At 63.4% G+C, this 7,177-nt stretch carries 7 protein-coding genes; 4 read left to right on the top strand and 3 right to left on the bottom strand.

The genetic code is table 11. The features are described from left to right. Positions 1–696: 696 nt before the first annotated feature. Genes G3N97_RS34655 through G3N97_RS34645 form a run of 3 tightly spaced genes read left to right on the top strand, consistent with a single transcriptional unit; the run spans position 697 to position 2,467 of the window. Positions 697–1,374, top strand: a complete 678-nt coding sequence (locus G3N97_RS34655; RefSeq protein WP_205997365.1) for a CsgG/HfaB family protein — start codon at positions 697–699, stop codon at positions 1,372–1,374. Between the two features lie 47 nt (positions 1,375–1,421). Beyond that, positions 1,422–1,787: a DUF4810 domain-containing protein gene (locus tag G3N97_RS34650; RefSeq protein ID WP_205997364.1), complete on the top strand. Its 366-nt coding sequence runs from the start codon at positions 1,422–1,424 to the stop codon at positions 1,785–1,787. A gap of 14 nt (positions 1,788–1,801) precedes the next feature. Beyond that, positions 1,802–2,467, top strand: a complete 666-nt coding sequence (locus tag G3N97_RS34645; protein ID WP_205997363.1) for a DUF799 domain-containing protein — start codon at positions 1,802–1,804, stop codon at positions 2,465–2,467. Between the two features lie 126 nt (positions 2,468–2,593). On the opposite strand, the gene rpoD is transcribed toward G3N97_RS34645, so the two are convergent. From rpoD to G3N97_RS34630, 3 genes are all read right to left on the bottom strand, one after another. Continuing rightward, the gene (gene rpoD, locus G3N97_RS34640) at positions 2,594–4,570 is read right to left on the bottom strand and encodes an RNA polymerase sigma factor RpoD (protein WP_205997362.1); all 1,977 of its coding nucleotides are present in this window, start codon (positions 4,568–4,570) and stop codon (positions 2,594–2,596) included. 570 nt (positions 4,571–5,140) lie between these two features. Continuing rightward, positions 5,141–5,569 carry a GFA family protein gene (locus tag G3N97_RS34635; RefSeq protein ID WP_205997361.1) on the bottom strand — a complete coding sequence of 143 codons (429 nt, stop codon included), beginning with the start codon at positions 5,567–5,569 and terminating at the stop codon, positions 5,141–5,143. 296 nt (positions 5,570–5,865) lie between these two features. Continuing rightward, positions 5,866–6,201: a helix-turn-helix transcriptional regulator gene (locus G3N97_RS34630; RefSeq protein ID WP_110327175.1), complete on the bottom strand. Its 336-nt coding sequence runs from the start codon at positions 6,199–6,201 to the stop codon at positions 5,866–5,868. 81 nt (positions 6,202–6,282) lie between these two features. Between G3N97_RS34630 and G3N97_RS34625 the strand changes: the two genes are divergently transcribed. Continuing rightward, positions 6,283–7,177, top strand: an 895-nt coding sequence (locus tag G3N97_RS34625) for a hypothetical protein (protein WP_205997360.1), incomplete at its 3' end; no start/stop codon positions are given.

The raw sequence follows: 7,177 nt of genomic DNA, 5'->3' as shown, positions 1-7,177 counted from the left end.
CCGTGAAACGACTCTACGCCGATGATAGTGCGGATTGCCCGTGTGAAAGTAGGTAATCGTCAGGCTTCTTATGCAGTACGTCCAGAACCCCGGCTTCTCCAAGAGAGAGCCGGGGTTCTGGCGTTTACTTGCTTGAAAAACTACGCACGCAAAAATGCGTCGTCAGAGCAGAATAAAAGTGCAAACAAAAACGGCCGTCCCAGGGGACGGCCGTTTTGCATTCAACGTCCACATTCACAACACTCCCCCACCGCAATTGCTCGATCTTCAAAACACTATTAAATCGCTTTAAGAATCAGCGAATTAAATGATTTAAATAGCATCAAATTGCTTATTCGTTGAAGTTTCGCAAAATTCCGTCGATATATATTCGTGGGTAGCTTTTTGCTACGAACTTAAAATAACACGTTATACCGACAAGAATCCGGGGAGCTTCCGCGCACGCGCTCGCGTGCAGGAAGCGCGAAACATGCAACGCCGATGGAATGACCACGCGCGCAGCACTGTACTGCGCCATTCATTTTCGCCGCGACACTCCATGCGGCGCGTCCACACGCGCCGCTGCCGCCCAGCCCCTCATCCAGCGCCGCATCTCGCAGCCGCACTCCAATCTCCTGTCGCTTTATTCGCGCGTGCCGTCCTGTGCACGCGCGTCGTTGTTTCAGTTCCTTCTGTTCTATTACCCAAGGAGTCTCCATGAAGTTGTCCCTGACCTGCGGCGCGGTGCTCGCCGCTGCTGCTATCGCGGCGCTGAGCGGCTGCGCGACGGAGTCGTCGCGTACCTTGCCGGTTCCTCCCGTTGCGAGCGCGCAGCGTCCGCCCGTCGGCCAACCGGTGAAGATTGCTGTCGGCAAATTCGATAACCGCTCGGCCTATATGCGCGGCATTTTCTCCGACGGCATCGACCGTCTCGGCGGCCAGGCGAAGACCATTCTGATCACGTCGCTGCAGCAAAGCGGCCGCTTCAACGTGCTCGATCGCGACAACCTCGACGAGATTCGCCAGGAAGCCGGCTTTGCGAAGCAAGTCCAGGCGATCAAGGGCGCCAACTACGTCATCACGGGCGACGTCACCGAGTTCGGCCGCAAGGAAGTCGGCGACCACCAGTTGTTCGGCATTCTCGGCAGCGGCAAGAACCAGATCGCGTACGCGAAGGTGAGCATCAACGTCGTCGATACCACGACGTCGGAAGTCGTCGCCTCGTCGCAAGGCGCGGGTGAATACAGCCTGTCGAATCGCGAAATCATCGGCTTTGGCGGCACCGCGAGCTACGACTCGACGCTCAACGGCAAGGTGCTCGAGCTGGCGATCCAGGAAGCGGTCAATCACCTGGCCGATCAGGTCGACGCGGGCGCGCTGCGCACCGCGCACTGACTATCCGCGCCACCGATCAAAACAACTACGCATACGGGGTTTTAACCATGAAATACATCGGCACGCTTCGGGGATTGTGTCTGCCTGTCACGGCAGCGACGCTGCTGCTCGCGGGCTGCGCGCCCGCCACGCCGCCGCTCTACCAATGGACCGGTTATCAGCCGGGCGTCTACGACTACCTGAAAGGCCAGAAGTCGCCGCAGGAACAGATCGACGCGCTCGAGAAGTCGCTGCAGGAAATCCGCGCGAAGGGCAACAAGACGCCGCCGGGCTTCCACGCGCAACTGGGCATGCTGTACGCGAACGTCGGCAACGACACCCAGGCCATGCAGGAATTCGACGCCGAGAAAAATCTCTTTCCCGAGTCGACGACCTACATGGACTTCCTGATGAAGAAACCGAAGCAACAATGAGCGAGCGCACCGACATGTCCCGAATCCTTTCCCTCAAGCTCTGGCTCGCGGTCTCCGTGCTCGCCCTGCTGTCCGCCTGCGCGCAGCCCGTCAAGCACGCGGATTACACGGCGTTCAAGAACGCGCGTCCGCGCACGATTCTCGTGCTGCCGCCCGATAACTCGACGACCGACGTGGGCGCGTCGGACAGCATGCTTTCGCAGATGACGTTTCCGCTCGCCGAAGCCGGTTACTACGTGATCCCCGTCGCGGTCATGGAAGAGACGTTCAAGCAGAACGGCCTCACGACCGCGGACGACATCCAGAAGACCTCGCCCGCGAAGCTGCGCGAGATCTTTGGCGCCGACGCGGCCGTGTACGCGACGATCACGCAATACGGCACGAAGTACCGCGTGCTCGACAGCGCGACGGTCGTCACGGCATCCGCGAAACTCGTCGATCTGAAGAGCGGCGACGTGCTCTGGCAAGGCAGCGCCAGCGCGAACAGCAACGAAGGCAACAACAACAGCGGCGGCGGTCTGATCGGCATGCTGGTGATGGCGGCCATCAAGCAGGTCGCGAATTCGCTGACCGACAAGAGCCACGACATCGCGGGCGTGACGAGCTATCGTCTGCTGCACGCCGGTCCGCCGACGGGCCTGCTCTACGGTCCGCATTCGCCGAAGTTCGGCACGGACTGAAGCCGGACGCCGTGATCAAGCGGCGATAAAGCGGCAATAACGCAGCCGCAAATAAAAAGGCCCGTCACCGAAGTGACGGGCCTTTTTCATTCCGGCGCGCTCAACTGCCGCGCGGCGGAAAAGCGCTTAGCGCTCCAGGAACGGACGCAGCTTGTCGGCGCGGCTCGGGTGCATCAGCTTGCGCATCGCCTTGCTTTCGATCTGGCGGATACGCTCGCGCGTGACGTCGAACTGCTTGCCCACTTCCTCGAGCGTGTGGTCCGAGGTCGTGTCGATGCCGTAGCGCATGCGCAGCACCTTCGCTTCGCGCGGCGAGAGCGCCTTGAGCGCCTCGTCGATCGCAGCGCGCATGTTTGCGTGGATCGCGGCGTCGGCCGGCGATGCCGAACCGGCGTCCTCGATCATGTCGCCGAGCGTGGCGTCGCCGTCGTCGCCCACCGGGCTTTCGAGCGAAACCGGCTGCTTGGCGATCTTGAGGATGCCGCGCACCTTCTCTTCGGTCATGCCCATGCGTGCGGCGAGGTCGGCCGGATGCGCTTCCATGCCGGTCTGCTGCAGGATCTCACGCGAGATGCGGTTCAGCTTGTTGATCGTTTCGATCATGTGCACCGGCACGCGGATCGTACGCGCCTGGTCGGCGAGCGCACGCGTCACGGCCTGACGCACCCACCACGTGGCGTACGTCGAGAACTTCCAGCCGCGGCGATATTCGAACTTGTCCACCGCCTTCATCAGGCCGATGTTGCCTTCCTGGATCAGGTCGAGGAACTGCATGCCACGGTTCACGTACTTCTTCGCGATCGAGATCACGAGACGCAGGTTGGCCTTGACCATCTCGCCCTTCGCCTGGCGCATCTTCGCTTCAGCGGCCGTCATGCGACGGTTGATCGCCTTGATCTGCTGCAGCGACAGCGAGGCCGCGGCTTCGATTTCGGCGAGCTTGCGCTGTTCGGCCTGAACGGCCGGCAGGCTGCGCTCGAGCGCGGGACCGTACTTCGTCGAGGCGGCGGCTGCGCGCACGCCCCATTCGAGGTCGGTTTCCTTGCCCGGGAACTGTTCGATGAACGTCTCACGCGGCATGCCGCAACGGTCGACGACGATCGCCAGCACGTTACGCTCGATCGCGCGGATCGCCGCGACCTGCTCGTGCAGCAACGTGCACAGGCGGTCGATCGTGCGAGCCGTGAAGCGGATCGGTGCGAGTTCGCTCTGGATGTCGGCGCAGATCTGCATTTCGGCGGCCGTCGCGCGTGCGTTGGCGTCGCCGGTGCAGGTCATGGCGTCGAACAGCGTGCGCACGCGTGCGAAGATCGCCAGGCTGTCCGCCTTGAGCTGCGCGAGCAGGGCTTCGTTCGCCTTGGCGTTATCGGCTTCCGCGTCTTCTTCGCTGTCCGAGTCGTCCGATTCGTCGTCGTCGGCCTGGGCTTCGACTTCTTCGCTCGCCTCGGCTTCGGCGGCGGGCGCCGGTTCCGCAGCGGCTTCGTCGCTGCCGATGCCGTCGACGAGCTCGTCGATGCGCATTTCGTCGGCCGCGACGCGATCGGCGTCCGCCAGAATGGTCGCGACGATCGACGGGCAAGCCGCGATCGCCTGGATCATTTCCTGGAGGCCGTCTTCGATGCGCTTGGCGACTTCGATTTCACCGGCACGCGTGAGCAGCTCGCTCGAACCCATTTCGCGCATGTACATGCGCACGGGGTCGGTCGTGCGGCCGAATTCCGAGTCGACCGTCGAGAGCGCGACTTCGACTTCTTCGTCGGCTTCGTCGTCGGCCTGGCGGTCGGCGCGCGAATCTTCGTTCAGCAGCAGCGTGTCGGCGTCCGGCGCCTGCTCGTAGACCTGCACGCCCATGTCGTTAAACGTCGCGACGATGGTTTCCAGCGCGGCCGTCTGCGCGAAGTTGTCGGGCAGGTGGTCGTTGATGTCTGCGTGCGTCAGATAGCCGCGCTCGCGACCGAGCTTGATCAGCGCGCGCATCTGATGCTGGCGCTTTTCGAGTTGCGAGGCGCCGTCCAACGGAGTCGCATCGCCGGTCTTGTCCTTGGAACCGCGGCGGGCGGTGCGGGTAGACGTGGGCGCGTCTTCCCGGTCATGGCTTGTCAATACATTCTCCTCGAAAGGAATTGCCCCACGAGGGCAAAAAGGGTCACGCGCCAGCGGCGTTGCGTCCTGGCGATGACGAAATTGCAGGGGAATGGGCGGGGGCGCGAGGTCCCGCCGAGCGAGCGCCAACACACGACGGCGTGGCGTCCTGGATTTTCGTGCAATGCAGAAAGATCGCGTATGGTAGTGCGTTACGCCATGCGAAGCAACCCGAACGTGGTGTTGGCGCACCGCGCCATAGTCCGCACCGCCCTTTCAGGGTCGAAGCGCATTCGAAATGGATGAAAGCCGCGTGGGAGACTTCGTTGCCGCATCGCTTGTCTACGTTGATTTTCCTGTTTGACGTTTCTCTGCGCGTGTGAATTAGACAGGTATCCGGGTTCCCGGTTCTCCGTTTTTCTATCGATGAACGAAACGGATAGTTGCACGTCGTATCACAATCGCCTGCCGCCGCAATCGTTCCCCGTTAAACCGGTCGCGGCGCTCGCAACCCATACTATATAGAACGTGCTGTGCTCATTACCGTTGACGGCCGGTCACGCGCGTCTTGACGCGATTTGCGACCGCCTGTTACGGCGGAAAGGCGTCGTACTGCGGCAACGTGTCGGTGATGTCGTGCCACGGTGCCTTCGAGCCGACGAACAGGTGACCTTGCGGCCGGATCGTCGGTGCGTCGACGAGCGTGCCCATCGTCACGTGGACGTATGCGCCCTCGCGCACCACTGAATAGAGCAGCGAGCCGCACCGGCGGCAACGGATGTCGTGCGCGGCCTGTGGATCGCCGTAGATGAGCACGTCGGCCTGATCGGCTTCCAGACGCAGTTGCGCGCGCTCGATGCCCGCAAACGGCTTGAACGCCGCGCCGGTCGCGCGTCGGCACTGCGAGCAGTGGCAATTGAAGGCGTAGCCGAATGCGTCGTACACGCGGTAGCGCACCGCGCCGCACAGGCACTGCCCGCGCAGCGAGGCATGGGGCTTGGGTGGGGCGATCGTGTTCATGGCACCGTTTGGCGGGTCGGGCGAGCAAACCCGACGAAACGTTACGAGACAGCACGAGACAGGGCACGCGAGGCGCGCATATCGCGTTTCCCGGTAACGTGCTTTGGCACAAAGGTTACCGCTTATGGGACTTTTCGCGCCGAAATACGCCCTGCGACGCGCATCCCAGACGCCACAAGGCCTCCGAAGCCCTGTTGACCCCGAAAAAACCGTACTTTCCGTCAGATTTTGGCGCCGAAGGGGACCATCGACAGGTGACGTCTCCCAAATCCGGTTACCTCAAGCGCCCGACGCGCTCATCCGGGCCGATCCCGCAGTTCCTTCAAGCCGTTGATCACGACCAGCAGGGCGCGGCCGTGCTCTTCCGAGCCGTCCCACGCCTCGACGATTGCGTTGCGCAGCAGATCGTTATAGGCACCCGCCTGACGCGCGGCCGCCTTCACACCATAGAAACTGCATAGCTTATTGAATGACGCGCTACGGCGCAGCCTGCGCCCGTTCGAGGCACGAAGCCGCGAAACGGTAGGCTGGCTGACGCCGGAAAGCCTTGCTATCTCGCTGGATGAGCGGCTGTCCGCCGTCAGCCGGCGCAGCAATTCCTGCACGGGAAAATGAGTGTCTGGGGCTTCCATGTCATGCATTATACCTATACAGTAACGCTTATTGAATTGCTCGCCGAAACTGGCGGGCTGGCTGCATTTCCGAGGATGTCGATGGCGCTGAATCACCTACCCCCCACGTTTTGCTGGTCCAGGATCGGATCGGAGACGGGAGAAGATCTCCCGACGATCGTTCTGCGCAAGGAGTGGGAGCGCAGGCTGGGCGGTGGCCGGTTCCTGTGGGGCATCAATCAGCCGCTCGGCAACAGCGCGCAGGTTGCGGCGCTGCGCACCGGTTCGCTGCTCGCGCTGTTTTCGGCGGCGGCCAGCCGTCCGCGCATGACCGAGCTGCGCCGCGAAGGCGCGCTGGTCTGGAATGCCTGGGTCGATGCGAGCGGCCAGGTGCGCCCGCTGCCGCCGCATGTGTTCGTCACCAGCCGTCTGCGCTTTCCGTCGGGCAAGCCGCGCGATCATCATTACGCGCTGGTGTGCGCGTCGCCGACCGAGCTCACGCTCGGCAGCAGCCTGCGCGTGCAGCCCGAGCGTCTGCGCAGCGTGAGCACGGGCAAGGCGCCGTCGCCGTCGCAGGGCACCGTGGTCGTGGACCGCGCGGAGCGCTCCGGCGCGAAGGCGGCGAACAACGCGGGCGCGGGCGATGGAAAAGCCGCCAAAACCTACGCCGTCGCATTCGGCGTGGAACTGGAAGCGCCGTATTTCGTGCGTCTCGCGCAGCCCACGCGCGTGAAGGCGCGCGACATGGCCGCGCTGCACGACGCCGCGCGCAACGCCGACTTCGACGCCTGGGTCGAGCTCACCCGCCGTCTGCGCAGCGCGCCCGCGCAGCCCGCGCGCGGCGTGACGAGCGATCTGTTCGATCTCGGCGCGAAGGTGCGCGAAGCCGGCGCGCTGCGCGAAGCCGAATTCACGCTCGGCGCGGAAACGTCGCGCTGCCGTATGGAAGCCGCGCAGCCGAACACGCGCGGCGTCACGCGCGAGCTGTTCGCGCGCG

The sequence above is a fragment of the Paraburkholderia sp. Ac-20347 genome (assembly GCF_017104805.1).
Lineage (GTDB): Bacteria > Pseudomonadota > Gammaproteobacteria > Burkholderiales > Burkholderiaceae > Paraburkholderia > Paraburkholderia tropica.
This window is presented reverse-complemented; position numbering and strand designations above follow the sequence as displayed.